Source organism: Microbacterium phyllosphaerae (assembly GCF_017876435.1).
Classification (GTDB): Bacteria; Actinomycetota; Actinomycetes; order Actinomycetales; family Microbacteriaceae; genus Microbacterium; species Microbacterium phyllosphaerae.
In genome coordinates, this window is the sequence record NZ_JAGIOA010000001.1 from 2,648,779 (window position 1) to 2,672,005 (window position 23,227).

Sequence of the window (23,227 nt, forward strand, 5' to 3'; positions counted from 1 at the left end):
TCCTCTCAGGCGAAGATGTCGAGACCCGCGCCGACGCCGGCGTGGGATGTGGTCGGAATCGGACGGGCGACCTCGGGGGCGCGTTCCGCGCCGGTGCGCTGCGGCGAGCGGCCACGGTCCGAGTCGCGATCGCCGGCGGCCTGGTCTCCCCCGGTGCCGCCCGCGCCCTCCTGGCCGCTGCGGGCGCTGTTCGCGTCCGATGCCGTGCCCTGGTTGATGCTCAGCGTGGCGTGCGGCATCACCGTGGCCAGGTCACGTCTCAGATCGATGAGGATGCCGCGCAGCGCATCGCGCCCCGCATCCGTCGCTCCGCTCAGCTCGACCTGCACCTCGCCGCTCGCGCTGATGTGCGCGCGCACCGTGACGGGGCCGAGGCTGTCGGGGTTCACCGTCATGGTGAGATGATGCGTCCCCGTCGGACGCTGGGCGATGCTCACCACGACCGGCGAGACCTGGGCCGCGACGGCGCGGTTCGCCGCCGCGGTCTCCGGTGTCGAGACCGGAGCGGCCGGGGCCACCGAAGATGAGGGCACGGCGACGGGAGGGGCGCTCGTCGCAGGTGATGCCGACGGGGCGCGCTCGCCGGAGTCGACGCGTGTCACCTGGTCTCGCGGGACCGCGCCTGCGCCTGCCTCGCCGACGACCGCTACAGGGATGGACGGCAGGGCGGAGACCGTGGCCGTGGCAGGCTGCCCGGCGACCTCGCTGCGCACCGACGGGGCCCCTGAGACAGACGCAGACGCGGAGGTGCCCGGTGCCGAAGCCGGCGCGACGGTTCCCGCCGACGTCGTGGCGACAGCGACAGCGGCTACCACGTCGCCGACCGGCGCGGAGGGGGCCACGGATGCTGTCGATTCGTCGGGTGTGAGCATTCGGCTGCTCGGTGACGGGTCCGAGGCCGCCGGAGCCGACGCAGTTGTCGGAGCCGACGCAGCGGTCGGAGTCGTCGCAACGATGAGCGGCTCGACCGATGTCAGCGCGGCGGTCGACGTGGACTCGCCCTCGCTGCTGCTCTCGGGCGCCGCTCCGTCTGCTGACGGCGGGATCGCAGCCCGGATGCCGGGAACGAGCTGCGCGGCGAGCTGGAGCATGGCGGTGGTCGCGGCATCCACCTCGACGGGTGTCCCGAACTCCCCGGCCGGTGCGTCGCGCGGATCCCTGCCGCTCTCCCCTGCGAGATCGGATGAGGACGACGAAGCATTCTCGGCGTCGTCGAGCATCTGCCCTGCGGCGATCAGCGCATCCCCGAAGAGAGCTCCTGAGCCGCCCTCCGTGCGAGCGGAGTCCGCGTCCGTCTGCGCGCCGAGCATCACTCCGATCAGGCTCACCGCGGTCATCCGATCATCTCGATGAGCTTCTGCATCGATGCCGACGACGAGGAGGAGGATCCGGACGCGCTCGCCGAGAACAGCGTCTGCAGGGCAGAGACGAGCTCCGCGTTCTTCTCGCCCGTCGTGGCATCCGTGACAGCACCGACCACAGACTCCGGTGTCGTGGTGCCGGTGCTCGCCGCCGCCTTCGCCGCCTCCAGCACGCTGGAGAACGTGGCAGCGCTGGCCGCGTCGGTCGTACCCGTCTCCGATGTCGACTCGGTCGCTGCCGCCGCACGAGCCACCGGGTCGAGCGAGACGATCTGGCTCTCGATCGCGTCGATGCGAGCGATCACCGCTCCGAGGCCGCTCATGCCGCACTCCCTTCACGGCGCGAGGCGTTCACGACCGCCATCTCGTCGAGGACCGACTGCTCCGCGGCCAGCTCCGCTCGGGTGGATTCCACTCGGTGGCCGGCCTCGAGCCGCTCGAGCCCCTTGAGTTCGCGACGTGCGTCGACATGGGCTGACTTCGCCTCCGACTCCGCACCGCGCCGCATGTCGACGATGGCCTGCAGGTCGCTGAGCGTGCTGCGACCGGCGGCGCGGGCAGCGGCCATGGCCATCAGTGCTCGAGGGTCGTCGATCTGCGCGCTGATGTCGGCGAGGCTCGAGATCGCGGTCTGCTCGGCGGCCTCTGCCGCTGCCCGATCCGCGCTCGCACGCGACAGCTGCTCGGCGGCCACGCGCTCCTGGGCGCCGCGCACGCGCAGCAGGCCGGCCAGGGGGAAGGTCATGGGATGAGTCCTCCGAAGTCAGTGGTGAGGGCGGCGAGCTGCTGCCAGGAATCGTCGGATGTCATGAGGTCGTCCATGCTCTGAGTCAGGAAGCGCGAGATCGCTGCGTCATGCGTGAGCGCGGCGTCGACCCGCGGATTCGCGCCGGCCCGATAGGCACCGATGTCGATCAGGTCGTTCGCACTGCGGCGAGCGGCCAGCACGCTGCGCAGCGTCACCGCATCCTGCCGCTGCTGCGCGCTGGTGATCTTCGACACGACACGGGAGACGGAGCCCAGCACGTCCACCGCGGGGAAGTGTCCGCGGACGGCGAGTGCTCGGTCGAGCACGACATGGCCGTCGAGGATCCCGCGAGCGGCGTCCGCGATCGGCTCGTTGTGATCGTCGCCGTCGACCAGCACCGTGTAGAGCCCGGTGATGGAACCCACCGGTCCTGTGCCTGCGCGCTCGAGCAGACGGGCGAGCACCGAGAACGTCGAGGGCGGATATCCGCGCGTGGCCGGCGGTTCGCCCGCGCTGAGCCCGATCTCGCGTTGGGCCATCGCGACACGGGTGAGGGAGTCCATCATCAGGACGACGTCGAGACCGTCGTCGCGGAACCCCTCGGCGATCCGCGTGGCGACGAACGCGGACCGCAGGCGCGCCATCGCCGGCTGGTCGGAGGTCGCGGCCACCACGACCGACCGGGCGAGGCCCTCCGGCCCCAGATCGTCTTCGAGGAACTCCCGCACCTCGCGACCGCGCTCGCCCACGAGCGCGATGACGTTGACGTCTGCGGTCGAGCCGCGGGCGATCATCGACATGAGTGACGATTTGCCCACCCCCGAACCGGCGAAGAGACCGAGGCGCTGCCCCGTGCCCACCGGGGTCATGGTGTCGAGCACTCGCACACCGAGCCCGAGCTGGCTGTCGATGCGCTGCCGATCCATGATGCTCGGCGCATCGTGGTCGAGCGGGGCGTAGAGGGTGGTCGTGTCGAGCGGCCCCTTGCCGTCGATGGGGCGACCGAGTCCGTCGAGAACGCGTCCGAGGAGTGCGCGTCCCGTGGGCACCTGCAACGGGGCTCCGCCGTGTCGCACGCGGGCGCGCGCGGTGATGCCGTCGAGACGACCCAGTGGCATGCAGCGGGCGGATGCTCCGTCGACGGCGACCACCTCGGCGTCGACCGAGCGTCCGGGCACCGCGTCGATGCGGATGCGGTCGCCCACCGCGGCGTCGATGCCGAGCACTTCGACCCCCAGCCCCCGCACCGCCTTCACGGTTCCCGAGCGCTCCGGTCGAGCGGCGTCGAGAGCGCGCCGCCATGATGCCGTCGCCACGGTCACACGATCACCCCCGCGTCGCTCTCCTCGTCGCCGCGCAGCGCCGCAGCCGCGCGAGCGAGCGCCTCCGTGATCCGGGTGTCCACCGCACCGTCCTCGATCTCGACGATCGCGCCTCCGGCGTCCACGGCGGGCGACGCGACGATGTCGATGCCGCGCAGCGGTTCGATCGCCGGCGCGTCGGCCTCGAGGGTGCGCACGTCCTGCTCGCTGAACGAGACGCGTGTCCATCGATCGACCGGCATCTCCGCGAGCGCCCGACGCAGCGCGTGCGCCGCCGACCGCGCCGGATCCGAGAGTTCGACCCCGAGGATGGTCGACGCGAGGACGACGGCCAGATCCTCGATCCGTTCCGTCGCGAGCGTGCTCACCTCGTCGATCCTGTGGTCCAGCGCGGTCCGCGCCGCGTCCATCGCGCGCAGCGCCGAGCCTCGCTCGTGCAGATACAGTTCCTGCAGCTCGTGCATCCGCTGCTGCTGCGCGATCTGCTGCTGCCGGGCCTCGTCGAGCGCGAGCCGTCGCCCCTCCGCGAAGCCGTCGGCGTATCCCCGGGTGCGAGCTCTGTCGGCCTCGCCGCGGATGTCGATCGGAGTCTCGCCCACGCGTGGCACCACGAGTGGTGTGAAGGCGGAATCGAGCACGGAGGACACCTCGGAATCGAAGGGCGAGGCCTGTCCGTGGCCCGAAGGGAGAGCTATCCGTGCTCCCTGTCGACTATCGCGACAGTCGTCTGCAGCCGTAACCATCCCGACCGATTCGCGCGCCGTGAGAGGGATCACTCGATGAGCTCGTCCTCGTCTTCGCGCGAGATCGTGATCTCCTCGGCCGCTTCCAGCTCGCGGATGATGCGCACGATCTCAGCGCGGGCCTCGTCGACCTGACGCATCCGCACGGGGCCGAGCACGCGGGTCTCCTCCGCCAGGTTCTCCTGATTGCGCTCGGTCATGTTGCCCTTGACCTTGTCGGTGATCTGCTCGTCCGCGCCCTTGAGCGCGAGGGCGAGCATGCGCAGGTCGATGCCCCGGAGCACCCGCTGCGCGTCGCGATCCTCGAGACGGGCGATGTCGGCGAACGTCACCATGCGGCTCCGGATGTCCTCGGCGAGAGCGAGGTCACGTCCCTCGAGACTCGCGAGCAGCGACTTCTCGAGCGCGGTGTCGGAGCGGTTGATGATCTCGACGAGAGGCTGGACTCCCCCGATCGACTCGTGGTTGTCGCGCATCGCGAACACACCGGTGCGCGATCGCAGCGAGTCCGCGACGATCGAGATCGCCTCCTGCGTGGCGGTGCCCATGGTGGCGATCGCCTGCGCGACGTCGGTGCGCAGCGGATCCTGCAGCGCGGCGAGCACGGACGCCGCACGGTCCGCGCGCAGATTCGCCAGCACGACCGCGACCGTCGTCGGCAGCTCGCCCTCGATGATCGTGGCGAGCTGGGCAGGGTCGGCGGCATTGAGGAAGTCGAACGACACCGATCCCTGCGACATCACACGGCCGACCATCCCGACGGCCTTCTCGCGTCCGAACGCCGTCTCGAGCAGGCCCGTGGCCAGTTCCTGGCCACCCCGCGACGGCACGGAGCCGCCGGTCGCGATGCGACGGAACTCGCCGAGGGCGGCTGCCGTCGAGGCGACGTCCACCCCACCGAGCTGGGTGAGTTCGGCGGCGAGCATCTCGGCGCGCTCCTCACCCAGGTGACGCAGCACCTCGGCGCTGGCGGCCCTGTCCATGTTCATCAGCACGATCGCGGCCTTGCGCAGACCGCTCATCGCCGCCACGGGGGCGGCGACGGACCCCGCGCCGGTCGACACCTCGACGGTGTCGGCCTGGGCATCCAGCACGTCGGTCAGCAGGCTCATACCGTCGCCTCATCCATCAGATCGGCCAGAGCAGTGGCGATCGCATCCGGTTCGCGCTTGGCGAGCTCGTCGATCTCACGTCGCCGACGTTCGACGAGCACCTTGTCGGGTTCCGGCTCGTCATCGAAGTCGACCGACGCCGATGGGAGCAGCCTGGTCGGTGCGGTCGGCACGATCGCGTCGGCGTCCTTGAGCCCTCTGAGCGACTTGAGCTTCTGCTCCTCGCTCTCGGTGACGGTGGCGAAGTACTCGATCGGACCGTCGTCGGTGTACAGCACACGGCGCTTCATCCTTCGTCGGACGACGAGGAACACGACGAGGATGATGACTGCGAGCAGGATCGAACCGCCGATGATGGCCGACTTCAGGAGCTCCTGCTGCATCTGCGCGCTGCGCTCCGCCTCCGCGGCCTGCAGGGCGGCCTGGGCCGCCGTCGCCCCGGTCTGGTTGAACTCGACGAACTCGACGGCGATCTCATCACCGCGCTCGACGTCGATTCCCGCGGCGGATGCCACGAGCGCCTCGATCTGGTTCGCGGTGACACCCGTCACGGTGCCCCGGTTCAGCGCGATGCTCACCGTCTGCCGAGTGACCTCGCCCGCGGGGGTGACGGTCTTCTCCGTCGACTTGTTCACGGCGTTGTCGCGCGACGTCTCCTCGAACTCGTACGCGCCGCTGCCCTCAGCGTTGTTCGGCACAGCGATGTTGTCAGGACCGAGCACGCCTGTGCCACCGCCCTCCCCGCCGGTGTACGTCTCGGTCTTGGTCTGCTCCGACGCGCTGAGCTCGCCTTCTGGAGCCGAGTACGTCTCCTCCATGCGCTCGGAGGTCGAGTTCGCGACGTCCGCCGACACCGTGACCGTGGCGTTGCCCGGACCGACGATCGTGTCGAGCATCTTACTGACCGATGCCGCGACCTTCGCCTCGTGCTCGGTCGCCTGCTTCGACGAGTTGCCCGTGAGTCCGGTTCCGACGGCTGACAGCACCCGACCGTCCTGATCCGTCACCGCGACATCCTCCGGGGTCATCCCCGGCACCGCGGCGCTGGTCAGGTGCACGATCGCCTCGATCTTCTCGTCACTCAGCGTCGCACCGTTCCGGGTCTTCACGAAGACGGAGGCCGTCGGGCTCTGCCGCTCCGAGACGAACACGCTCTCCTCGGGGATCGCGAGCTGCACGGATGCCGTGGAGATGCCGTCCATCGCGCCGATCGTGCCCGCGAGCTCGCCCTCGATGGCGCGCTTGTACGTGACCGACTGCTGGAACTCGCTGGCGGTGACCCCCATCTTGTCGAGCAGCGTGTAGCCCTCGCTCGTGTCGCTCGGAAGGCCTGCCGAGGCCGCAGCCAGCCGCTGCGGGTACACCTGGTCGTCGGGCACCAGGATGGTCGCTCCGCCTTCGGTCAGCTCGTAGCCGACGCCCGCGGACTTGAGCTGCTCGACGACGGCCGAGGCGTCGCCGGCGCTGAGGCCGGTGAAGAGCGGGCTCATCTGCGGCTTGGTCAGCCAGGCCCCCAGTGCGATGGCGCCCATCACCAGCAGTGCGACGCCGATGATGGCGATCGTGCGCTGTGCGAGCGTGAATCCTCCGACGACCTGCTTGGCACGGTCGTAGTAGGTCGTGAGCATCTTCGGCATCAGGCCTGCATCCTCATGATCTCGTTGAATGCCGACACGCTGCGGTCGCGGACCGCCACGACCAGGTCGAGCGTGACGGAGGCGCGTGTCGAGGCGATCATCGCCTGGTGGATGTCCTGCAGATCACCCGTGACCGCCTGCACGGCGAGCTCGTTCGAGGTCGACTGAAGCTGCTGCAGGTTCTCGACCGCGCCGGTCATCGACGTCGCGAAGGCGCCGGCCGAGCCGGAAGCCCCCGCGCCATCGGCACCGCTCTCGAAGCTCAGGGGTGCGAGCGGGGTCACTCCCGCGGCGGAGACGGGCTCGATCCCGGCGCTCATCAGCTGCGGCCGATCTGCAGTGCGGCCTCGTACGTCGTCTTGGCGCGATCGACCACGGCCGCATTCGCCTCGTAGCCGCGCTGGGCGAGGATCAACATGCTCATCTGGTCGCCGAGCTCGACGTTGGGGTACTGCACGTACCCGTCCTCGTTCGCGTACGGGTGCTCGGGGTCGTAGACGAGCTTGCCCTCGGCCTCCGACTCCACCACTCCCGCGACGTATACGCCAGGGCTCTCGGTGCCGGCCTGCACGGTGACGAACTTCTCACGGAACGCCTCCTGGCCTGCCGGCGTCGCCGTGTTCACGTTGGCGATGTTGTCGCTGAGCGCATCGAGCCATTTGCGGTGGGCGGTCAGACCGGTCCCGGCGATGCCGATCGCGTCGAAGGTCATGCGGACGCCTGGCCGATCGCCTTGGTGATCGAGGCGGCCTGACCGCCGATCGCCTGGCTGGCGAACTGGAATCGCAGCACCGTGTCGATGTTCGACAGAGTCTCGGTGTCGAGGTTGACGTTGTTCCCGTTCAGACGCGTCGGCTCGAGCGACCGCTCGACCGTGGCGGCGACGCTTCCCGAGCCGCTCTCGACGGCGGAGCGCAGCTCGTCCTCGAACTGGACCCGCTGGGCGTGGTAACCGGGGGTGTTGACGTTCGCGATGTTCTCGGCGATCGAGCGTTGGCGCAGAGCCAGCCCGTCGAGGGCGCTGATCAGCGCGGAGGAGGTGACGGATTCGAGCACGGGGGCACTCCGGATGTTGGTGGAGAGGCCTATCCGTGGCCAATCGTCGAGCGATCCGTGCTCTGTGGGGACTATCGCGACAGTGGTCGCTCGCCGTAACCGACCGCGTTCACCCCTGGACGTCGAGATACACGGGGGCGTCGCCGGGTCCGGTCGGCACCCGGCGCAGTGCGGCGATCTCACGCGCGACGTTGGCTCGAGAGGTGACCAGGCCGTTGATCATGAGCTGCTGACGGGCGAGCACCGCCTCGGCACGCTCACGCAGCTCATCGGGCACAGGACCCGGAGGTGGAGCGAACGGCTGTTCCTCCATCTGCTCGTCGGCGGCGTCGAGAGCCCGCTCGAACTGATCGAGAACGGTCAGCCAGGCGGAGAGGTTGTCGGACACGATCGCTCAGGCCAGCGCCGACGTCGACGACGACGGAGCCGAGGTCGTCGCCGCCGCCGCAGCCGCGTGCCACGCGTCGCGCAGCGGGACGACGAGGTCGCGGCACTCGGCGGTCACCGCGCGATCGCGCGCGATGTTCGCCGTGATGAGGCGGCCCGTGAGGTAGGTGTAGACGCCGCGCAGCTCGGCCGAGCCGTCCCACGCGTCGGTGAGAGAGCCGTTGAGTTCCGCGACGATCTGCTGGGCATGCGTGAGGTGGCTCCCGGCGGTCGTCCAGTCTTCGGCATCCTGCGATGCGCCCGCGCGCTCGATGTCGACGAGGAGACGGTCGTACAGAAGGATGAGCAGCCGTTCCGGTGAGGCGGAGGCGACCTGCTGCTCGAGATACTGCTGCTTCGCGCGGTCGAGGGAGGTGATGGGCATGGTGTGTGACTCCGATGCGGTGCGGGTGAAGGGTTCTCAGGTCACGACGACGACGTCGTGTTGGTGAGGCCGGCGAGCTGGGAGGTGAGCCACGAGGACTGGGACTGCAGCTTCGACAGCTGCACCTCGAGCTGCGAGTACGTGCGCTCGAGTGTCGCCCGTCGCTGTTCGAGCCGGATGTCCCATCTCTCGACCTGGGTCTTGAGGGTCTTGACCTCGGATTCCTGACCGGTGATGCGCTGGGTGAGCAGTCCGTCGTACTTGTCGGAGTACTGACCCGTCACGGTCTCGACACGCCCCGCGATCGCCGAGAACAGCTCCTGGGTCTTCTCGGGGTCGTCGGCCAGCGCCGCACCGAACTTCTCGGCGTCGAATGAGAGCACGCCCTTGTCGCTGATCGAGATCCCGATGGTCGAGGGAGAGACGCCGTCGACCGGATGCTGCATCGCGCTCGCGAGCGCGCCGCGCAGATTCCGCACGGTGCTGTCGCCGGTGAAGACGCCCAGGGTCGTCGTCTCCCCCACAGCGCCGATCGTCGCCTTCGAACCGTTGTCGATGCGCGTGAGCAGTGCGGCGATCTCCTTGACGAAGGCCTCGGCCGATGTCGTCTGCGCCTTGGCATCGAGTGCGACGACCACGGTCACCGGGTCGGTGCTGACCTTCGACACCGTGACGTCGACGCCCTCGCTCACCGTGAACGTGTTGCTGGCACTGTTGAGGGTCTGCTCGGCCGCGGTTCCGGCGAACATGCGGATGCGCGCATCGCTGCCCTGCGTCAGTACGGCGGCACCCGACTCGGTCGCGACGTCGACCGACGATCCGGCGTCGACGTCGGCGCCCGTACCCCGGTGCAGGGTGAAGCGCGCCTCTTCGCCGGTCTCGGCGGAGGTCAGCTGGATGCGAGAGAGCGGCTTGCCGTCGGCATCCGTTCCCGCGGGGACGACCGTCGCGGTGACGCCGGTCTTCGCCGCGTTGATGGCTTTGGCCAGGTCCTGGGGCGTGGCGCCGTTCGGGGTGACCTCGGTCTTCGTGCCGTCCGAGGCCACGAGGGTGAAGGTGCCCGCCCACGCGTCGGCGCCCGCTGCCGCGGTGACCACCGAGTGGGCCGAGGCGATCGCGTCGACCACCACGCCGGTCGAGAACGGGCTCGCGGTGGCACCGGCCGTGACCTTGACGGTCTCGGCGGATGCGGTCGCGGTGAAAGCGGCGAGCGATGTCGGGCCCGTCGCCGCCTTGGCTTTGGCGACGAGGGCCTGCAGCGAGGTGTTGAGCGACTGCAGGTTCGTGATGATCGAGTTGCGATCGGTGATCTTCGTGGTGATGAGCTTCTTGGGGATCGCCGACACGTCCATGAGCGCGTCGATGAGCTCGCCCGTCTTCAGGCCGGAGATCAAGCCGTCGAGTTTCATCCTCGGATGCCTTCCCAGTGGTGCGGATCGTGTCGGTCCTAGAGCAGGGCGCCCGAGCGGAGATGACTCCGCTCGGGCGCCCCGAGCGCCTCAGGCGCAGCGACTCAACGGAGAAGCTGCAGCACGCCCTGGCCGGACTGGTTGGCCTGCGCCAGCATCGCCGTGCCGGCCTGCGCGAGGATGTTCGCAGCCGTGTACTTGACCATCTCGGCGGCCATGTCGGTGTCCGCGATACGGCTCTTCGCCGCCGACAGGTTCTCTGCCGAGACCTGCAGCGAGTTGACCGTCGACTCGAAGCGGTTCTGCACCGCACCGAGGTCGGCGCGAGCCGACGAGACGCTCTTGATCGCCGCGTCGACCGTGGTGATGGTCGCCGCTGCGAGCGTCGGCGTGGCGAAGCCGTCGGTGGTGACGATGTCGGCCTTGAGGTCCGTCGCGAGCGTCTTGATGTCGGCGGACGCGAGGTTCACCGTGATCTGGCTCGAGGCGGCGCCGTCAGCACCGACCTGGAAGCTGAGCACACCGTCGCCTGCGGCACCGGCAGAGGCATCGAGCAGCTTGATGCCGTTGAAGTTGGTGCTGTCGGAGATGCGGGCGAGCTCGTCGACCAGCTGCGTCACCTCGGTGGTGATCGCCTTGCGCGAGTCGGCGTTGTTGGAGTCGGATCCTGCCTGCACCGCGAGGTCGCGGACGCGCTGCAGGATGGAGTGGACCTCGGTCAGTGCACCTTCCGCGGTCTGGATGACCGAGATGCCGTCCTGAGCGTTGCGGGCTGCGACGTTCAGGCCGTTGACCTGCGAACGCAGGCCCTCGGAGATGGCGAGACCGGCGGCGTCGTCGGCTGCGCGGTTGATGCGCAGACCGCTCGAGAGCTTCTCGAGCGACTTCGAGACGTCGTTCTGGTTCGCCGACAGGTTGCGGTACGAGTTGAGCGCGCTGACGTTGGTTGCGATCTGAAGACCCATGAGTGTTCCTCCGTGGTTATGGGACTGAATGCGGGCCCATCCGTGGACCTGCACAACCGATATTCGCGACATGCGACATCGGCGTAACCACCGGTGCGGAAGATTCCGGACTCGTCGTCACACGGCCGCGAGAAGTGCGCCCGATCGCGGCATCGCATCGACTCTGGCCGGCCCGAACAGCGCCTCGAAGAACTCCGTCTTCGCCGCGGTCGAGCGGTCGCCGGTCGTGCCGTTCTCCCAGGCCTCCATCGCCTCACGCATCAGGATGAGCCCGCGAGAGCGCAGCTTCGACACATAGGCGTGGCTGACCTCGAGCTCCTCGGCGAGGTCCTTCACCATGCGATCCTCGAGGTAGATGCCGCGGACGACCTTCTGCATCGCCCCAGGGAGCGCATCCACGACACGGTTGACCATCGCCCGCGTCTCGGACTGCTCGACCGCGTGCTCGGGAAGGATCACGCTGTCCGTGAGATCTGTGGCCTGACGACCGGTCTCGGCGTCGAAGTGCTCCTCGAAACTGGTCGCCGTGCGCACCATCTCGTCGAGCTGGCGCATCTCGGCGACCGCGTCGGCCGAGAGGCCCGTCTCCTTCGCGAGGTCCGGGATCGTCGCCGGCCGTCCCATGCGAGCCAGCAGCGTCTCCGCCGCGAGCCGCACTCGCTCGATCTTCTCGCGTGCGCGCTCCCCCGCCGGGTCGGCCCGACGCATCTCCGAGAGCATCGCCCAGTTGATCTGGCTGCTGGCGAACGCTCCGAAGGGGATGCCGCGGGACGCGTCGTACGAGAGCGCCGCGCGCGCCAGGCCGAAGCGAGCAGCCGAGAGCAGGTCGTCGAGGTCGAGGTGCGTCGCCGAGCGCGCCTTCTCGACCGCGAGGAACGTCGCGAGCGGCATGTTGTCGCGCGCAAGCTGGTCCGGTGTGGCGGCCAGGACGTCAGCGCTGCTGGAATCAGCAGAAAAAGCAGAATTACTCAGCAATGCGACTCCGAGGCTAGGACAACTGTTTTACGAGTGAAGCTAGCACGAACCTCGCGTTTATGAGTAGAAAACGCACCCGCTTTCTCCTGTGCGGCGATCGGCATCCCGATCTGTCCGGGGTCTGAGATGATCGATCGATGGGCGCGCATCGTGGAATCGACCGGCCTTTCTCCGCGGCACCGCGGGTCGGGGCCCGTTCATGAACCGCAACCCGCGGGCGAAGGGTCGCGGGATCTGGCGTCCGCGTCGCGCACGCGCCGATCGCGGCGCCCATGTCGCCGACCGCCTCGACACGACGGCGATCGTGATCGACGGCGATGCTCACGACCTCGTGCGTGACCTGCAGGTGAGCGCCCTGCAGGAAGGAGTGCTGCTCCAGACGTTCGACACGGCCACGGAACCGGCGCAGATCGTCATCCTCGCGATCGAGGGCGACGGACGATCGTCACTGCTGAAGATCAACACACTGCTGAGGTCAGCCCCCGAGACCGTGACGCCGGATGCTCTGCGGATCGCCGTGATACGCAGCGGCCGGGCGCGGATCGCTCCCGCGAAGCTGCAGCGACTGCTCGCATCCGAGATCCTGTTCCAGATCACGGTGGCGCTCGCACCGGTCACCGCCGGTGCACGGGATCGCTCCATACGACAGCGTCTCGTGCTGGGGTCGCTCGACGCCGCGGGTTTCAACGTGCTCCGCGTGGGCTGACGGCACGCTCCGGTCTCGGGCACGTGCGCCCGCGAGCGAGGCCGCCCTAGAATCGGTGCGTCACTGCGCGGGCCGACCTTCGAGAGCTGGAGGACGGATCTTCCCGGTCGACGGGCTGGACTCACTGGACCGACGAAAGAAGACGAACATGGCTGTGATCTCCCGCGGTTTCGGCGCTCGGCGCAGAGAGTCCGACGAACGGCTCCCTCCGGGGCAGTACCTGACCGAGGACTTCCCCGTGCTCTCCGCCGGCCCCACGCCGCGGGTCTCCACCGACACGTGGGAGTTCGCGATCGTCGGCCTCGACGGCATCCGCCGCACCTGGTCGTGGGATCAGCTGCACGACCTCCCTGTCGACGACATCACCACCGACATCCACTGCGTGACCCGCTGGTCGAAGCTCGGCACGCGATGGCGCGGAGTCTCGCTCGATCATCTGCTGGCGGATGCCGGCGACGGCGCGTTCACGCGGGTGTTCTCCTACGGCGGGTACACCACCAACGTCCCGCGGGCAGACCTGTCAGGCGGCAAGGCGTGGATCGCGTTCGAGTTCGAGGGCGAGCCGCTCGCCGCCGAACACGGTGGCCCCGCACGCCTCCTGGTTCCGCACCTGTACTTCTGGAAGTCCGCGAAGTGGGTGCACGGTCTCGACATGCTGACGACGGACGAACCCGGCTTCTGGGAGCAGAACGGCTACAACATGTACGGAGATCCCTGGAAAGAGGAGCGGTACTGGTGACGACCTCGTCACCGTGGCTCGTCGCCCGAGTCGTCGAGACCCGACCGGCGACCCCCCACGGCAGAGTGCTCCGCCTGCGCGTCGAGGGCTGGCCGGGAAACCTGGCGGGGCAGCACGTCGACGTCCGACTCACCGCCGAAGACGGCTATCAGGCCGTCCGTTCGTACTCGCTCGCCTCATCCGGAGAATCCGAACTCCTCGAACTCGCCGTCGACGAGCTCCCCGACGGAGAGGTCTCGCCCTATCTCGTCGAAGACGTGCTCCCCGGAGACGAGCTCGAGGTCCGCGGCCCGATCGGCGCCTACTTCGTGTGGACTCCCGACCGTCCGGAGCCCGTGCAGCTGATCGCAGGAGGATCGGGCATCGTCCCTCTCGTCGCGATGGCACGGGTTCACGCTCTCACAGGCAGCAGTGCTCCGATGCGGATGCTGTACTCGGTGCGCTCGCAGGATGACGCCTTCTACGCCGACGAACTCACCGGTTTCGAAGGTGATGCGTTCGTCCTCGACTGGGCATACACGCGCTCGACGCCTCCCGGGTTCATCCGACCGGCCGGACGTGTGGATGCGGCGACGATCGCCGCATCCACGATTCCCCCGACGGAGCAGCCGTCGGTCTACGTGTGCGGACCGACGGGCTTCGTCGAGGCCGTCGCGGACCTGCTCGTGGCGGCGGGACACTCCCCCGACCGCATCCGCACAGAACGCTTCGGAGGTGCCTGATGAACACCACCCACCCGGGTCATCACCACCGAGTCGACGGCAACGCCGCCGGAGGACTCCTGCTCGAGATCTTCGGCAGAGAGATGACGACCGCACGAGCGACGTGCCGGTACTGCGCACAGGAGGCCGCACTGGCCGATGCCGTCGCCGAGGTCGACGACGCCGGAGTGATCCTGCTCTGCCGCGGCTGCGATCACACACTGCTGACATACCTGCGCGTCGAGGGCGAGCAGACGCTCACCATCGGCGGACTCACCAGGCTGCGGTGGTCTCCGGGCTCGGATGGCTTGACGGTGGGCCCTGCCGGGATCGAACCGACGACATCCACGGTGTAAACGTGGCGCTCTACCAGCTGAGCTAAAGGCCCTGGTGACCCCCAGTCTACAGATGGCCCGGTGCGCGCTGATGCCGTGGAAGGGGGATAGGGTGAGGGAGGCACGCGTTGTGCACAGCCGACAAGGCTGCCCGCGTCGCTTCCCGTTTCAATGGCATGACCTGCCAGCTTGACGAAAGGCTCCCCCGTGACTGTGCACGACCAGGATCCGTACTCCCAGGGCCCCCTCGACAGCGATCCGGAAGAGACGGGCGAGTGGCAGCAGTCGCTCGACGAGCTCGTCGACGCCAAGGGCCACGGTCGTGGCCGCGAGATCATGCTCAGCCTGCTGAAGCGCTCGAAGGAGCTGCACCTGGGCGTGCCGATGGTCCCGACCACCGACTACATCAACACGATCGCCGCCGAGAACGAGCCGGAGTTCCCCGGTGACGAAGAGATCGAGCGTCGCTACCGCGCCTGGATCCGCTGGAACGCGGCCATCACGGTGCACCGCGCGCAGCGCCCCGGTATCGGCGTCGGTGGACACATCTCGACGTACGCATCGTCCGCGGCCCTCTACGAGGTCGGCTTCAACCACTTCTTCAAGGGCGCCGACAACGCAGGCGGCGGAGACCAGATCTTCATCCAGGGCCACGCCTCCCCCGGCACCTACGCTCGTTCGTTCCTCGAAGGACGCCTGAGCGAAGACCAGCTCGACGGGTTCCGTCAGGAGAAGTCGCACGCACCGCACGGCATCCCCTCCTACCCGCACCCGCGTCTGATGCCGGAGTACTGGCAGTTCCCGACCGTCTCGATGGGTCTCGGTCCGATCAATGCCATCTACCAGGCGATGTCGAACAAGTACCTCGAGAACCGCGGCATCAAGGACACGTCGCAGTCTCACGTCTGGGCCTTCCTCGGCGACGGCGAGATGGACGAGGTCGAGAGCCGCGGTCAGCTGCAGGTCGCGGCCAACGAAGGACTCGACAACCTCACCTTCATCGTCAACTGCAACCTGCAGCGCCTCGACGGTCCCGTGCGCGGAAACGGCAAGATCGTCCAGGAGCTCGAGTCGTTCTTCCGCGGAGCCGGCTGGAACGTCATCAAGGTCGTGTGGGGTCGCGAATGGGACGACCTGCTCGCCCGCGACACCGAGGGCGCACTGCTCAACCTGATGAACGTCACCCCCGACGGTGACTACCAGACGTACAAGGCCGAGTCCGGCGCGTACGTCCGCGAGCACTTCTTCGGCCGCGACGAGCGCACGGCCGCCCTCGTCAAGGACTACTCCGACGACGACATCTGGAACCTCAAGCGCGGTGGCCACGACTACCGCAAGGTCTACGCCGCGTTCAAGGCCGCGACCGAGCACAAGGGCAAGCCCACCGTCATTCTCGCGAAGACCGTCAAGGGCTACGGCCTGGGTCCGCACTTCGAGGGCCGCAACGCGACCCACCAGATGAAGAAGATGACGCTGGACAACCTCAAGACGTTCCGCGATGCGATGCACATCCCGATCACGGATGCGCAGCTCGAGGAGAACCCGTACCTGCCCCCGTACTACAACCCCGGGGCCCAGGACGAGACGATCCAGTACATGCTCGAGCGCCGCCAGGCACTCGGCGGCTTCCTGCCCGAGCGCCGCTCGACGCACGTCGGACTGTCGCTTCCCGACGACACGGCGTACGCCCTTCCCAAGAAGGGCTCCGGCACGCAGGAGATCGCCACGACCATGGCGTTCGTCCGCCTGTTGAAGGACCTGCTGCGTTCGAAGGACTTCGGCCACCGCATCGTCCCGATCATCCCCGACGAGGCGCGCACGTTCGGCATGGACGCGTACTTCCCGTCGGCGAAGATCTACAACCCCAACGGCCAGCACTACACGTCGGTCGACCGTGAGCTCCTCCTCGCCTACAAGGAGAGCCCGCAGGGTCAGATCGTGCACGTCGGCATCAACGAGGCGGGCGCCCTCGCGGCGTTCACCGCGGCCGGCACGTCCTACGCCACGCACGGCGAGCCGCTGATCCCGATCTACCTCTTCTACTCGATGTTCGGATTCCAGCGCACCGGCGACGCCCAGTGGGCCGCCGGAGACCAGATGGCCCGAGGATTCATCATGGGCGCCACCGCAGGTCGCACCACCCTCACGGGTGAGGGCCTGCAGCACGCCGACGGCCACTCGCACCTGCTCGCCGCCACCAACCCGGCGACGATCTCGTACGACCCGGCATACGGCTACGAGATCGCGCACATCATGCGTTCGGGTCTCGAGCGCATGTACGGCGGAAACCACGAAGACCCGAACGTCATGTACTACATCACGCTCTACAACGAGCCGATGGTGATGCCGGCCGAGCCGGAGAACGTCGACGTCGACGGCATCGTGCGCGGTATCCACCGTGTCTCGGTCGGCGAGGGCGAAGGACCCCGTGCCCAGCTCTTCGCATCGGGTGTCGGACTCCCCTGGGCCCTCGAGGCGCAGCAGCTGCTGAAGAACGACTGGGGTGTGATCGCCGACGTCTGGTCGGTCACCTCCTGGACCGAGCTGCGCCGCGACGGCCTCGCTGCCGACGAGCACAACTTCCTGCACCCCGAAGAGGAGCCCCGCACCGCGTACCTCACGCAGAAGCTGCAGGGCGCCGAGGGTCCGGTCGTCGCGGTCAGCGACTTCATGCACGCCGTGCAGGACCAGATCCGCCCCTGGGTTCCGCAGCGTTTCGCGACGCTCGGTGCCGATGGCTTCGGATTCTCCGACACGCGTGCAGCCGCCCGTCGTTTCTTCAAGATCGACGGTCCGTCGATCGTCGTCCGCACGCTGCAGTCGCTCGCCGAAGACGGGGTCGTCGACCGTTCTCTCGCCGCGCAGGCCATCCAGAAGTACAGCCTGCACGACGTGAACGCCGGCACCAGCGGCAACGCGGGCGGCGAAAGCTGAGCCATCGGTGACAGGTTCCTCTTCGCGCGGCATGGACAAGTCCGCCACGCTCACCTGGCTGCGCCGGATCTCCGGTGACATCGCCTCGGTGACGATCAAGCGCCTCGAGGACACCCTGCCGTGGTACGCCGACATGCCACCAGCCCGCCGCTCTGCGGTCGGGCTGGTGGCCCAGGCCGGCATCACCTCCTTCATCCAGTGGTACGAGGATCCGACCTCGACCCCCTGGATCGCCGCCGACATCTTCGCGGCGGCTCCGCGCGAACTCCTGCGCAGCGTCAGCCTGCAGCAGACGCTGCAGCTCATCCGCGTCACCGTTGAGGTGACGGAAGAGCGTGTGGCCGGTCGTGGCGAGGACCTCCGCGAGGCGATCCTGCTGTATTCGCGCGACGTGGCCTTCGCCGCTGCCGACGTGTACGCCCGTGCCGCCGAGGCCCGTGGCCTGTGGGATGCGCGCCTCGAAGCACTCGTGGTCGACTCGATCCTCACGGGTGAAGCAGACGAAGAGCTCCCGAGCCGGATCGCCGCGCTCGGCTGGCACGGCCACGGCGAAGTCGCTGTTCTGGTCGGCACGACTCCCCCGCAGTTCGACGTCGATCTGGTGCGCCGCACCGCCCGCAAGCTCGCGGTCGATGTGCTCATCGGTGTGCAGGGCTCGCGCCTCGTGCTCGTCATCGGTCGTGCGCGCATCGCGGGTCAGGAACCCGTCGAGGGCGAAGAGGAAGAACTCGGCTTCGAAGAGATCGCGTCCAGGCTCGAGCCCTCCTTCGGTCCCGGCTACGTCGTGCTCGGCCCGGCGGTCGCCGCCCTCGTCGATGCCAGCCAGAGCGCGCGAGCGGCTCTCGCCGGCTTCGCCGTCGCGCGCGCCTGGCGCGGCGCCCCGCGGCCCGTCGATGCCGACGATCTTCTGCCCGAACGCGCCCTCGCGGGCGATCCGCTCGCCAAGCAGACCCTGATCGAGCGCATCTATCGCCCCCTGCAGGCGCACTCCACCGACCTCGTGACCACGCTCTGGAGCTATCTCGACAACGGTCGGTCTCTCGAGGCGACGGCGCGCGAGCTGTTCGTGCACCCCAATACCGTCCGATACCGCCTGAAGCGCGTCAGCGAGGTCATCGGCTGGGATGCCACCGGCCCCCGCGAGGCCCTCATCCTTCAGACAGCGCTCATCCTCGGATCCATCGGCGCGGCGGAGCAGGTCCGCCGTCGTCCGCCGCTGCGACGCCAATCCCGCTGAACGACGCGCAGAACACCGATCTGCTGTACGCCACACACAAGGGATCTTCGGAATCTTGTGATGGATCATCCACCGCTTCCGCCAGATCGTTGGCAGACTGGGGTTGTGATTGTCGTCGTATGCCCAGGACAGGGCTCGCAGACCCCCGGTTTCCTCTCTCCCTGGCTCGAGCTGGACGGCGTGGCCGAGAACCTCGCCGCGTACTCCGAGGCCGCTGATCTCGATCTCCAGCAGCACGGCACGGTGTCGGATGCCGACACCATCCGTGACACGCGCATCGCGCAGCCGCTGATCGTCGCAGCCTCGCTGATCGCCGCCAACGCCCTCACGGCGCGTGCAGGTCGCCGCGCAGACGGTGTGGCCGGCCACTCGGTAGGAGAGATCGCAGCACTCGTCGGCAGCGGTGTGATCGACGCCGAGACCGGAATGCGCCTGGTCGGCATCCGAGGTCGTGCGATGGCGGATGCCGCAGCACAGACCCCGACCGGCATGAGCGCGGTGCTCGGCGGAGACGAGGAGACGATCCTCACGCGGCTCACCGAGCTCGGCCTCTCCCCCGCCAACTACAACGGCGGCGGCCAGCTCGTCGTGGCCGGCGAGCTCGCAGGACTCGACGCTCTCGCGTCCGAGCCGGTCAAGGGCACCCGCGTCATCCCACTCCAGGTGGCCGGTGCGTTCCACACCTCGTACATGGAGTCGGCCGTCTCCGCCCTGCGCGACGCCGTCTCGACCGTGACTCCGGCAGACCCCGACATCACCCTGTGGACCAACCGCGACGGCTCCGTCGTCACCGATGGGTCGCAGGCACTGAGCTACCTGGTCGACCAGGTCTCCTCGCCCGTGCGCTGGGACCTGTGCATGGCCTCCTTCGCCGACCAGGGCATCACCGGCCTGATCGAGCTCGCCCCCGCCGGCGCACTCACCGGTCTCGCCAAGCGCGGTCTGCGCGGCGTGCCGACAGTCGCCGTGAAGACCCCCGATGACCTCGATGCGGCCGTCGCGCTGCTGAACGGAGAAGCCGCATGAGCCCCACCCTGAACCAGGTCACCGGTCCCGCGTACACACGGATCTACTCCTACGGCGCGGCCCGTGGCGAGAACGCCGTCCCGAACGACGACCTCATCGGCCCGATCGACTCCAGCGACGAGTGGATCCGCCAGCGCACCGGCATCGTGACCCGCGTGCGCGCCGACAAGGGCACGGATGCGATCGATCTCGCGACCGTCGCAGCCGCCGAGGCGATCGAGAAGTCCGGCATCTCGGCCGACCAGGTCGATCTCGTCATCGTCGCCACCATCAGCAACCCCAAGCAGTCGCCCTCGGTCTCCGCGATCGTCGCCGACCGCGTGGGCGCGAACCCCGCCGCTGCGTACGACATCAACGCCGCCTGCGCCGGATACGCGTATGCCGTCACCCAGGCCGACGCCCTGATCAGGTCCGGAGCGGCACGCTACGCCCTCGTGATCGGCACCGAGAAGCTCTCGGACATCGTCGACCCGGCCGACCGCAGCATCTCGTTCCTGCTCGGTGACGGCGCGGGTGCCGCGCTCATCGGACCGAGCGACACGCCGGGCATCGCCCCTGCGGTGTGGGGTTCCGACGGCTCGAAGGCAGACGCCGTCGGCATGAACGGCACTCTCACCGAGTTCCGCGACGGCGAAGTGCCGTGGCCGACCCTGCGCCAGGAGGGCCAGACGGTCTTCCGCTGGGCGGTGTGGGAGATGGCGAAGGTCGCGCGCGAAGCTCTCGACCGGGCCGGCGTCGAGCCGACCGACATCGCCGCGTTCATCCCGCACCAGGCGAACATGCGCATCATCGACGAGTTCGCCAAGCAGCTCAAGCTGCCGGAGTCCACGGTCATCGCACGTGACATCGAGACCACAGGCAACACCTCGGCCGCCTCGATCCCCCTCGCGAGCCACCGGCTCATGGCCGAGCACCCGGAGCTCTCGGGCGGTCTCGCGCTGCAGATCGGCTTCGGCGCGGGCCTCGTGTTCGCCGCCCAGGTCGTCGTCCTCCCCTGAGAACGCGCCGACCTTCCCTAGACTGTTCCACGGTTCCGATACACAACCCGTAAGAAAGAGGAAGACCACATGGCTTTCACCAACGATGAGGTCCTCGCTGGCCTCGCAGAGCTGATCACCGACGAGACCGGCATCAACGCCTCCGAGGTCGCCCTCGAGAAGTCGTTCACCGACGACCTCGACATCGACTCGATCTCGATGATGACGATCGTCGTCAACGCCGAGGAGAAGTTCGGCGTCACCATCCCCGACGACGAGGTCAAGAACCTCAAGACCGTCGGAGACGCCGTCAACTTCATCGTCGCCGGCCAGGAGTAATCCACGCAGGATGCCACCCCCGCGCCTGCGGGGCGTGGCATCCTCCGCCTTGCCCGCCTTCTGCTCGACCCGCCTGACAAGGAACCACACATGACCAAGCGCATCGTCGTCACCGGCATCGGCGCCACGTCCGCCATCGGCGGGACAGCTCCCGAGAACTGGACCAACCTGCTCGCAGGACAGTCCGGAACCCGACCCCTCGAACACGACTGGGTTCAGCAGTACGAGCTGCCCGTCACCTTCGCCGCAGAGGCGATCGTCCGCCCCGAAGAGGTCCTGCCCCGCCATGAGGCGAAGCGGCTCGACCCCTCCTCCCAGTTCGCGCTCATCGCGGCTCGTGAGGCCTGGGCGGATGCAGGATCCCCCGAGGTCGCCCCCGAGCGCCTCGGTGTCGACTTCGCCACCGGCATCGGCGGCCTCTGGACCCTCCTCGACGCGTGGGACACGCTGCGCGAGAAGGGGCCCCGCCGTGTGATGCCCCTCACCGTCCCGATGCTGATGCCGAACGCCGCAGCGGGCAACCTGTCGCTGCAGTTCCAGGCACGCGCCTACGCCCAGACGGTCGTGAGTGCGTGCGCCTCCAGTACCGAGTCGATCATCCACGCGTTCCACCACCTGCAGGACGGTCTCGCCGATGTCGTGATCGCCGGTGGAACCGAGTCGGCCATCCACCCGATCACGATGGCGTCCTTCGCCTCGGCGCAGGCGCTGTCGCGCCGCAACGACGACCCCGCCACCGCATCCCGCCCCGGCGCGATCGACCGCGACGGCTTCGTCATGGGAGAGGGCGCCGCGGCGCTGATCCTCGAGACGGAAGAGCACGCCACGGCTCGCGGAGCCAAGATCTACGGCTACGTCCTCGGCGGCGGAGTGACTGCTGACGCGTACCACATCACGGGCAACGACCCCGAGGGCAACGGCGCAGCACGTGCGGTCACCCAGGCTCTCGAAGAGGCCGGCATCACCGCCGATCAGGTCGCCCACATCAACGCGCACGCGACGTCGACCCCGGTCGGTGACCCGAACGAGTACGTCGCGCTCAAGAAGGTCTTCGGCGACCGGATCGACGAGATCCCGGTCTCGGCGACGAAGGCGTCGACCGGTCACCTGCTGGGTGGCACCGGCGCACTCGAGGCGATCTTCTCTCTGCTCGCGCTCCGCGACCGCGTGGCGCCGCCGACGATCAACATGACGGAGCCCGACCCGGCCGTGCCGTTCAAGCTCTCGGGCGAGGCGCAGCCTCTCGGCGACGGTCAGCTGTACGCGATCAGCAACTCGTTCGGCTTCGGTGGCCACAACGCCGTCGCGGTCTTCGCGAGCGCCGACTGACCCTCAGACACGCACGAGAACGGCCCCCGGGTGATCCCGGGGGCCGTTCTCGTCTTCCGCCCTCTCGGGGCTATGCCCGGGCGAGCTGCCGCGAACGAGCCGCTCGCAGACGGGTGGTCCAGGGCAGGAACCAGCCGACCAGCGGTCCGACCCCGAAGGCGAAGAGCACCGTTCCCACGCCGACCGGCCCTCCGAGAAGGAAGCCGATCAGCAGCACGCTGCCCTCGATGAGGGTGCGCACCAGCCAGACGGGCCGGCCGGTGCGCGCGACGAGTCCCGTCATCAGCCCGTCTCGGGGTCCTGGGCCGAAGTCCGCGGCGATGTACAGGCCGGTCGCGAATGCGAGGAGAAGCAGGCCCGCCACGAACATCGGGGCGCCCACCCAGATCGACGGCGGTGCGGGGATCACGAAGAGGGCCACGTCGGCGCTCGGTCCCACGAGCAGTGCATTCAGCAGAGTGCCGAGGCCGACGCGCTGGCGGAGCGGGATCCACAGCACCAGCACGAGCACTGACACGAGGACGGTGACGAATCCGTAACCGATCCCCGCCTGTCCGGCGATACCGAGAGCGAGCACGTCCCAGGGGGCGACGCCGATTCCACCGCGCACCATCAGGCCGAGGGCGACGCCGTAGAGGAACAGGCCCACGAGCAGCTGGACGATGCGCTCGACGACGTCGCGCCGGCTCGTGGCGGCGATGGGCAGGAAGACCGAACGCAGGTGCATTGTTCCATCGTGGCCCCGGTGGACGACGCGACGCCGAG

Annotated in this window: 26 protein-coding genes and 1 tRNA gene; 10 read left to right on the forward strand and 17 right to left on the reverse strand. The window is 68.6% G+C overall.

What is annotated here, in order from left to right; all coding sequences use genetic code 11:
- Nucleotides 1–5: 5 nt before the first annotated feature.
- The 15 genes from JOF42_RS12440 to JOF42_RS12510 all read right to left on the reverse strand — a co-directional run bounded on the left by JOF42_RS12440 (nt 6) and on the right by JOF42_RS12510 (nt 12,139).
- A complete protein-coding gene (locus JOF42_RS12440; protein ID WP_210098131.1) occupies nt 6–1,337 on the reverse strand; it encodes a hypothetical protein in 1,332 nt (443 codons plus the stop codon).
- Entirely contained in the window at nt 1,334–1,684 is a 351-nt protein-coding gene (locus JOF42_RS12445; RefSeq protein ID WP_210098132.1) for a hypothetical protein, read from the reverse strand. Before JOF42_RS12445 ends, JOF42_RS12440 begins: the two co-directional genes overlap by 4 nt.
- Entirely contained in the window at nt 1,681–2,106 is a 426-nt protein-coding gene (locus tag JOF42_RS12450) for a hypothetical protein (protein ID WP_210098133.1), read from the reverse strand. The genes JOF42_RS12445 and JOF42_RS12450 overlap by 4 nt, the downstream gene beginning before the upstream one ends.
- Nucleotides 2,103–3,425 (reverse strand): FliI/YscN family ATPase, encoded by a 1,323-nt coding sequence (locus JOF42_RS12455; RefSeq protein ID WP_210098134.1) that lies wholly within the window; start codon nt 3,423–3,425, stop codon nt 2,103–2,105. Before JOF42_RS12455 ends, JOF42_RS12450 begins: the two co-directional genes overlap by 4 nt.
- A gap of 2 nt (nt 3,426–3,427) precedes the next feature.
- Nucleotides 3,428–4,069, reverse strand: coding sequence for a FliH/SctL family protein (locus JOF42_RS18225; RefSeq protein WP_210098135.1), 642 nt, complete (start codon nt 4,067–4,069; stop codon nt 3,428–3,430).
- A 134-nt stretch (nt 4,070–4,203) separates the two neighbouring features.
- Nucleotides 4,204–5,286 carry a flagellar motor switch protein FliG gene (fliG, locus tag JOF42_RS12465; RefSeq protein ID WP_245340799.1) on the reverse strand — a complete coding sequence of 361 codons (1,083 nt, stop codon included), beginning with the start codon at nt 5,284–5,286 and terminating at the stop codon, nt 4,204–4,206.
- A complete protein-coding gene (gene fliF, locus JOF42_RS12470) occupies nt 5,283–6,923 on the reverse strand; it encodes a flagellar basal-body MS-ring/collar protein FliF (protein ID WP_210098136.1) in 1,641 nt (546 codons plus the stop codon). Before fliF ends, fliG begins: the two co-directional genes overlap by 4 nt.
- Nucleotides 6,923–7,243 (reverse strand): flagellar hook-basal body complex protein FliE, encoded by a 321-nt coding sequence (gene fliE / locus JOF42_RS12475; protein WP_210098137.1) that lies wholly within the window; start codon nt 7,241–7,243, stop codon nt 6,923–6,925. The genes fliF and fliE overlap by 1 nt, the downstream gene beginning before the upstream one ends.
- Nucleotides 7,243–7,635: a flagellar basal body rod protein FlgC gene (flgC, locus tag JOF42_RS12480; protein ID WP_210098138.1), complete on the reverse strand. Its 393-nt coding sequence runs from the start codon at nt 7,633–7,635 to the stop codon at nt 7,243–7,245. The genes fliE and flgC overlap by 1 nt, the downstream gene beginning before the upstream one ends.
- Nucleotides 7,632–7,979 (reverse strand): flagellar basal body rod protein FlgB, encoded by a 348-nt coding sequence (locus JOF42_RS12485; RefSeq protein ID WP_210098139.1) that lies wholly within the window; start codon nt 7,977–7,979, stop codon nt 7,632–7,634. The genes flgC and JOF42_RS12485 overlap by 4 nt, the downstream gene beginning before the upstream one ends.
- Before the next feature lie 109 nt (nt 7,980–8,088).
- Nucleotides 8,089–8,367 carry a hypothetical protein gene (locus JOF42_RS12490; RefSeq protein ID WP_210098140.1) on the reverse strand — a complete coding sequence of 93 codons (279 nt, stop codon included), beginning with the start codon at nt 8,365–8,367 and terminating at the stop codon, nt 8,089–8,091.
- A gap of 6 nt (nt 8,368–8,373) precedes the next feature.
- On the reverse strand, nt 8,374–8,790 hold the full coding sequence (fliS, locus tag JOF42_RS12495) for a flagellar export chaperone FliS (protein WP_245340800.1): 417 nt from the start codon (nt 8,788–8,790) through the stop codon (nt 8,374–8,376).
- A 41-nt stretch (nt 8,791–8,831) separates the two neighbouring features.
- Nucleotides 8,832–10,199: a flagellar filament capping protein FliD gene (fliD, locus tag JOF42_RS12500; RefSeq protein WP_210098141.1), complete on the reverse strand. Its 1,368-nt coding sequence runs from the start codon at nt 10,197–10,199 to the stop codon at nt 8,832–8,834.
- Between the two features lie 104 nt (nt 10,200–10,303).
- Entirely contained in the window at nt 10,304–11,164 is an 861-nt protein-coding gene (locus tag JOF42_RS12505; RefSeq protein ID WP_210098142.1) for a flagellin N-terminal helical domain-containing protein, read from the reverse strand.
- 117 nt (nt 11,165–11,281) lie between these two features.
- On the reverse strand, nt 11,282–12,139 hold the full coding sequence (locus JOF42_RS12510) for a sigma-70 family RNA polymerase sigma factor (RefSeq protein WP_281070751.1): 858 nt from the start codon (nt 12,137–12,139) through the stop codon (nt 11,282–11,284).
- A 199-nt stretch (nt 12,140–12,338) separates the two neighbouring features.
- On the opposite strand from JOF42_RS12510, the gene JOF42_RS12515 reads away from it, so the two are divergent.
- The 4 genes from JOF42_RS12515 (at nt 12,339) to JOF42_RS18300 (ending at nt 14,641) form a co-directional block, all read left to right on the forward strand.
- The gene (locus tag JOF42_RS12515) at nt 12,339–12,845 is read left to right on the forward strand and encodes a hypothetical protein (protein WP_210098144.1); all 507 of its coding nucleotides are present in this window, start codon (nt 12,339–12,341) and stop codon (nt 12,843–12,845) included.
- Between the two features lie 148 nt (nt 12,846–12,993).
- A complete protein-coding gene (locus tag JOF42_RS12520; protein ID WP_210098145.1) occupies nt 12,994–13,584 on the forward strand; it encodes a molybdopterin-dependent oxidoreductase in 591 nt (196 codons plus the stop codon).
- A complete protein-coding gene (locus tag JOF42_RS12525) occupies nt 13,581–14,306 on the forward strand; it encodes a ferredoxin reductase (RefSeq protein ID WP_210098146.1) in 726 nt (241 codons plus the stop codon). The genes JOF42_RS12520 and JOF42_RS12525 overlap by 4 nt, the downstream gene beginning before the upstream one ends.
- Nucleotides 14,306–14,641 carry a DUF6510 family protein gene (locus JOF42_RS18300; protein WP_372443575.1) on the forward strand — a complete coding sequence of 112 codons (336 nt, stop codon included), beginning with the start codon at nt 14,306–14,308 and terminating at the stop codon, nt 14,639–14,641. The genes JOF42_RS12525 and JOF42_RS18300 overlap by 1 nt, the downstream gene beginning before the upstream one ends.
- Here JOF42_RS18300 and JOF42_RS12530 read toward each other — a convergent pair.
- A tRNA-Val gene (locus tag JOF42_RS12530) sits at nt 14,601–14,673 on the reverse strand. The two genes, JOF42_RS18300 and JOF42_RS12530, sit on opposite strands and share 41 nt — an antisense overlap.
- Before the next feature lie 154 nt (nt 14,674–14,827).
- Between JOF42_RS12530 and aceE the strand changes: the two genes are divergently transcribed.
- The 6 genes from aceE (at nt 14,828) to JOF42_RS12560 (ending at nt 22,462) form a co-directional block, all read left to right on the forward strand.
- Nucleotides 14,828–17,554 carry a pyruvate dehydrogenase (acetyl-transferring), homodimeric type gene (gene aceE / locus JOF42_RS12535; protein WP_210098147.1) on the forward strand — a complete coding sequence of 909 codons (2,727 nt, stop codon included), beginning with the start codon at nt 14,828–14,830 and terminating at the stop codon, nt 17,552–17,554.
- Between the two features lie 31 nt (nt 17,555–17,585).
- Nucleotides 17,586–18,791, forward strand: coding sequence for a PucR family transcriptional regulator (locus JOF42_RS12540; protein WP_210098148.1), 1,206 nt, complete (start codon nt 17,586–17,588; stop codon nt 18,789–18,791).
- Nucleotides 18,792–18,896: 105 nt separating this feature from the next.
- Nucleotides 18,897–19,817 carry an ACP S-malonyltransferase gene (locus JOF42_RS12545; protein WP_210098149.1) on the forward strand — a complete coding sequence of 307 codons (921 nt, stop codon included), beginning with the start codon at nt 18,897–18,899 and terminating at the stop codon, nt 19,815–19,817.
- A complete protein-coding gene (locus JOF42_RS12550; RefSeq protein WP_210098150.1) occupies nt 19,814–20,815 on the forward strand; it encodes a beta-ketoacyl-ACP synthase III in 1,002 nt (333 codons plus the stop codon). The genes JOF42_RS12545 and JOF42_RS12550 overlap by 4 nt, the downstream gene beginning before the upstream one ends.
- A 69-nt stretch (nt 20,816–20,884) precedes the next feature.
- On the forward strand, nt 20,885–21,133 hold the full coding sequence (locus JOF42_RS12555) for an acyl carrier protein (protein ID WP_017202249.1): 249 nt from the start codon (nt 20,885–20,887) through the stop codon (nt 21,131–21,133).
- A 90-nt stretch (nt 21,134–21,223) separates the two neighbouring features.
- Complete coding sequence (locus JOF42_RS12560) at nt 21,224–22,462, forward strand: beta-ketoacyl-[acyl-carrier-protein] synthase family protein (RefSeq protein WP_210098151.1); 1,239 nt, start codon at nt 21,224–21,226, stop codon at nt 22,460–22,462.
- A 70-nt stretch (nt 22,463–22,532) separates the two neighbouring features.
- On the opposite strand, the gene yczE is transcribed toward JOF42_RS12560, so the two are convergent.
- Nucleotides 22,533–23,189 carry a membrane protein YczE gene (gene yczE, locus JOF42_RS12565; RefSeq protein ID WP_210098152.1) on the reverse strand — a complete coding sequence of 219 codons (657 nt, stop codon included), beginning with the start codon at nt 23,187–23,189 and terminating at the stop codon, nt 22,533–22,535.
- Nucleotides 23,190–23,227: the final 38 nt, after the last annotated feature.

What these genes read in the sequence shown, in the direction of transcription:
- fliE (WP_210098137.1), bottom strand. Translation starts at nt 7,243, where the DNA reads ATGAGCGCCGGGATCGAGCCCGTCTCCGCCGCGGGAGTGACCCCGCTC.
- JOF42_RS18300 (WP_372443575.1), top strand. Translation starts at nt 14,306, where the DNA reads ATGAACACCACCCACCCGGGTCATCACCACCGAGTCGACGGCAACGCC.
- JOF42_RS12440 (WP_210098131.1), bottom strand. Translation starts at nt 1,337, where the DNA reads ATGACCGCGGTGAGCCTGATCGGAGTGATGCTCGGCGCGCAGACGGAC.
- JOF42_RS12540 (WP_210098148.1), top strand. Translation starts at nt 17,586, where the DNA reads ATGGACAAGTCCGCCACGCTCACCTGGCTGCGCCGGATCTCCGGTGAC.
- fliG (WP_245340799.1), bottom strand. Translation starts at nt 5,286, where the DNA reads ATGAGCCTGCTGACCGACGTGCTGGATGCCCAGGCCGACACCGTCGAG.
- yczE (WP_210098152.1), bottom strand. Translation starts at nt 23,189, where the DNA reads ATGCACCTGCGTTCGGTCTTCCTGCCCATCGCCGCCACGAGCCGGCGC.
- JOF42_RS12550 (WP_210098150.1), top strand. Translation starts at nt 19,814, where the DNA reads ATGAGCCCCACCCTGAACCAGGTCACCGGTCCCGCGTACACACGGATC.
- JOF42_RS12505 (WP_210098142.1), bottom strand. Translation starts at nt 11,164, where the DNA reads ATGGGTCTTCAGATCGCAACCAACGTCAGCGCGCTCAACTCGTACCGC.
- fliS (WP_245340800.1), bottom strand. Translation starts at nt 8,790, where the DNA reads ATGCCCATCACCTCCCTCGACCGCGCGAAGCAGCAGTATCTCGAGCAG.
- flgC (WP_210098138.1), bottom strand. Translation starts at nt 7,635, where the DNA reads ATGACCTTCGACGCGATCGGCATCGCCGGGACCGGTCTGACCGCCCAC.
- JOF42_RS12445 (WP_210098132.1), bottom strand. Translation starts at nt 1,684, where the DNA reads ATGAGCGGCCTCGGAGCGGTGATCGCTCGCATCGACGCGATCGAGAGC.
- JOF42_RS12560 (WP_210098151.1), top strand. Translation starts at nt 21,224, where the DNA reads ATGACCAAGCGCATCGTCGTCACCGGCATCGGCGCCACGTCCGCCATC.
- JOF42_RS12515 (WP_210098144.1), top strand. Translation starts at nt 12,339, where the DNA reads ATGAACCGCAACCCGCGGGCGAAGGGTCGCGGGATCTGGCGTCCGCGT.
- fliF (WP_210098136.1), bottom strand. Translation starts at nt 6,923, where the DNA reads ATGCCGAAGATGCTCACGACCTACTACGACCGTGCCAAGCAGGTCGTC.
- fliD (WP_210098141.1), bottom strand. Translation starts at nt 10,199, where the DNA reads ATGAAACTCGACGGCTTGATCTCCGGCCTGAAGACGGGCGAGCTCATC.
- JOF42_RS12450 (WP_210098133.1), bottom strand. Translation starts at nt 2,106, where the DNA reads ATGACCTTCCCCCTGGCCGGCCTGCTGCGCGTGCGCGGCGCCCAGGAG.
- JOF42_RS12520 (WP_210098145.1), top strand. Translation starts at nt 12,994, where the DNA reads ATGGCTGTGATCTCCCGCGGTTTCGGCGCTCGGCGCAGAGAGTCCGAC.
- JOF42_RS12555 (WP_017202249.1), top strand. Translation starts at nt 20,885, where the DNA reads ATGGCTTTCACCAACGATGAGGTCCTCGCTGGCCTCGCAGAGCTGATC.